Origin of the sequence: Candidatus Vampirococcus lugosii (genome assembly GCF_018420025.1) — a bacterium.
In the GTDB taxonomy this organism is placed as follows: domain Bacteria; phylum Patescibacteriota; class Gracilibacteria; order Absconditabacterales; family Absconditicoccaceae; genus Vampirococcus; species Vampirococcus lugosii.
The window spans coordinates 1-3,494 of the sequence record NZ_JAEDAM010000085.1 but is presented as its reverse complement, the minus strand read 5'-3'; the positions used below and the strand labels follow the sequence as shown (position 1 = coordinate 3,494).

5 protein-coding genes are annotated in these 3,494 nt (G+C 20.5%); 2 read left to right on the top strand and 3 right to left on the bottom strand.

The genetic code is table 25. The features are described from left to right. From sufB to rnhA, 3 genes are all read right to left on the bottom strand, one after another. Nucleotides 1–1,059, bottom strand: a 1,059-nt coding sequence (sufB, locus tag VAMP_RS04870; protein ID WP_213349824.1) for a Fe-S cluster assembly protein SufB, incomplete at its 3' end; no start/stop codon positions are given. Between the two features lie 46 nt (nt 1,060–1,105). Then, complete coding sequence (gene sufC, locus VAMP_RS04865; protein WP_244831629.1) at nt 1,106–1,828, bottom strand: Fe-S cluster assembly ATPase SufC; 723 nt, start codon at nt 1,826–1,828, stop codon at nt 1,106–1,108. A 23-nt stretch (nt 1,829–1,851) separates the two neighbouring features. Continuing rightward, the gene (gene rnhA, locus VAMP_RS04860; RefSeq protein WP_213349823.1) at nt 1,852–2,301 is read right to left on the bottom strand and encodes a ribonuclease HI; all 450 of its coding nucleotides are present in this window, start codon (nt 2,299–2,301) and stop codon (nt 1,852–1,854) included. Nucleotides 2,302–2,714: 413 nt separating this feature from the next. Between rnhA and VAMP_RS04855 the strand changes: the two genes are divergently transcribed. Together VAMP_RS04855 and VAMP_RS06775 are read left to right on the top strand one after the other, a co-directional pair. After that, a complete protein-coding gene (locus VAMP_RS04855) occupies nt 2,715–3,272 on the top strand; it encodes a PrsW family glutamic-type intramembrane protease (RefSeq protein WP_213349822.1) in 558 nt (185 codons plus the stop codon). A gap of 100 nt (nt 3,273–3,372) precedes the next feature. Next, nucleotides 3,373–3,494: AAA family ATPase (locus tag VAMP_RS06775; RefSeq protein WP_213349825.1), on the top strand; the 122-nt coding region annotated here is incomplete at its 3' end.

Sequence of the window (3,494 nt, the reverse complement as noted above, 5' to 3'; positions counted from 1 at the left end):
TAAAAAATTCAACTCATCATGGATGTAATTTTGATATATTACTTGTCAAATATTTGAAGAAGTGTTTTTTCATATATGTAAAACTTTTGCTCAAGTGTCTTGTACTTGTCATTCTCATGCAAATGCAATTCATAAATGATCAGCTTTACTATTATCTCATTTTAATATTGTCATAGGATATAACATAGTTTTTCAACTTCATAAATTTCATCATATCCATTCCATATATCAATTTGTTTGTATTATAGATCTTTTTGTATTTAAATTATAAGTATCAAGAGACCAATTTTCTACGGATGAATATCTCATTTTAGAATTTTTTCACACAAAAATTTCTACACAACCTGCATGTAATGCACGAGAATCAAATTTTGGTGCAGAACATCATTCAATATAATCACATTTTGCATCATCTTCTACTATTATCAAAGTATGTTCAAATTGTCAACCATTTGCTGTATTCATTCTGAAATATGCTTGTAAAGGTTCTTCCAATTTAATTCATTTTGGTATATAAATAAAAGTTCAACCACTCCATACTGCTCAATGTAAAGCAGAAAATTTATGATCACTAGGTCATACAAGTTTCATAAAATATTTTTTTACTAAATCCTCATGTTTATGTAAAGCTTCATTCATATCTTCAAATATAATTCATTTTTGAGACCATTTATCTTTTATTTTATGATAAACCATTGAAGAATCATATTGTCATCAAGCTCAAGCTAAATATTTTCTTTCTGCATCAGGAATTCATAATCTTTCAAATTTTTCTTTAATTTTAGGGTCTACTTGTTCCCAATCTTTTGCATATTTTTCCATAGCTTCAGGTTTTGCAAAAAATATAACATCATCAAAATTTAAATCAGAAATATCTGGTCCCCATGTTGGCATAGATATATTATTAAATATTTCCAAAGATTTAAGTCTATGTTCAAGCATCCAATAAGGTTCATTGTTTTCTATAGATATTTTTTTGATAACATTTTCATCTATTCATTTCAGAATAACAGCATATTTTACATCTTCTGGCAAATCTATAAAATTATTTTCTGACATAATTTATTATATTTAATAATATAAAAGATTTGTAAATAATTATGAATTATTTAAATCAATTATTTTTAATATTTTGTATAAGATCTTTTCATCAAGTTTGAGATATATTTCAATCTTGAATTATCAAAGTTTTATCTATATCTATATAATTATAAATATCAAAATAATGTGAAATAATAATAAAACTTGTTTGACTTGAACAAATAGATTTAATAGTATCTCATAATTTATGTAAAGAATTTACATCTAATCAAGAATCTATTTCATCCAACAAAATATATTTAGGTTTTAATAATTTAATTTGTAATAATTCAAGTTTTCTTTTTTCTCAACCACTAAATCCAACATTTAAATCTCTAAACAAAAAATCTTTTGAAATTCATAATTCATTTATTATAGGTTCTATTAATTTTTTAAATTTCATAAAACTTAATTGTTTAGATTTATCAAATTGTGAATTGTAAATCATTTTCAAAAATTCAAATAATTTTATTCAAGGAATTTCAGGAACATTTTGAAAAGCTAAAAAAATTCATTTGCTAGATCTTTGGTCGGGAGTCATTTGCAATAGATTTTCTCAATCTAAATATATTGTTCAACTATTTACTTTATAAAATGGATGTCACATAATAGTAAAAAATAATGATGACTTTCAAGTTCAATTTTTTCCCAAAATAGCATAATTTTTTCATAATTCAAAATCAAAATTTAAATTATTGATTACAGTTTTTTCATCTACTTTTACATTCAGAGAATCAATTTTTAACATAATTTTTTTATTATTTATAATATTTAAATATTATTTTTAATTTTTTCAGCTTCTTTTCTTGCTAGTTTATCTACTAATTCATTCATTGGATTATTGTTATGTGCTTTTACCCAATTTCGTTTTATACTAGTAAATTTTTTTAATAATAAACTTAATTCTTTCCATAAATCTTGATTTTTAACAGTTTGTTTATTTGATAATTTCCATCAATTATTTTCCCATATTTGTAAATATTTTTCAACTCAATCACAAACATATTTACTATCAACATTTATTTCTATAGGTATTTTTCTTTTTTTTATTTGTGATAAAGCTTTTATCACTGCAAGTAATTCCATTCTATTATTAGTTGTATTTTCTTGTGATCAAAATATTTTTTTTGTATTTTCTCAAAATATCAGTATACTAGCATATCCACCTGGTCATGGATTTCATAAACAACTTCAATCTGTATAAATTTTAATTATATCCATCTTTGACTTTTGATTTATTTTTTTTATAATTAAATAGTTTTTGTAGTTTACAAATTTATCAAACAAAATCAATACTAGTTATGATTAAATTTTTAATTTTACTCCCATTTAGTTTTTTAATACTAAATTTATGGCTTTGGCTATTTGATAATATTTTTTGATATACTCAAAAAAAGTATAAATATTTATTTATATTAATAATAATTTGATTGATAGCTTGATTTTCTATTTATTATTATTCAGATTTATTATGAATAATATGATATGATAAATATAATTTTATAAATATTGAAAATATAAATAATTTATCTATATTTTTATATTTTTGGCTATATTGTTCAATCATATTAATGATTTTGTATTTAATAGTCAATTGAAAAAATATAACTAAATTATTTATTATAAATTATATTATGTTTTCATTTTTATTTATAATTATATGATATATATTTATATATTTAGATATTGATAATATTTACAAATATTATATATTTGTTGCTATATGAGAGGAAATGATGAAGTTTATGTTATGAATAAACTTTTATGAAAAACGAAAAATATCTAGTAATGATATATTGCTTTTTTCAATATTGAGTGCATTATGATTTGCTTTTATTGAAAATGTTGTATATTTATTCAACTTTATTAGTTGAGAAAAATTATTTTCAACTATAATAATATGATGATTTAGTTTGATTTTGGCAAGATGATTAATAGGTTTCATAGCACATATAATTTTTACATGAAATATATGATTGATAAATTCTTATTGAATAACAAGAAAAAAACTATTAAAATATTCATTTTTCTGAATTTTGTTTTGAATATCAACACATTATATATACAATATTAGTTTGGAACAAAATATATGAATAGTAATACCAATAATTATTATATTATGATATTTTTGGATAAGTTATTTATTTTATAAATCTGATAGAATGTATTTACAAATTGAAACTAGTAATTAAATGCTTTTTTATATTCCCGCCCGGGCGAGGAAAAGATATTGATTTTGGTAAATAAAAAATTATAATGAAAGAGATTTAGTAATATTAAAAAAATAAAGATATGAAAAAAATAGCAATATGAATACAAGATTTTAAGAAATTAATAACAGATAATTACTACTATATAGATAAAACTAGAATAATATATAATTTATTGATAAGTAATAATTATTATTTTTTGTC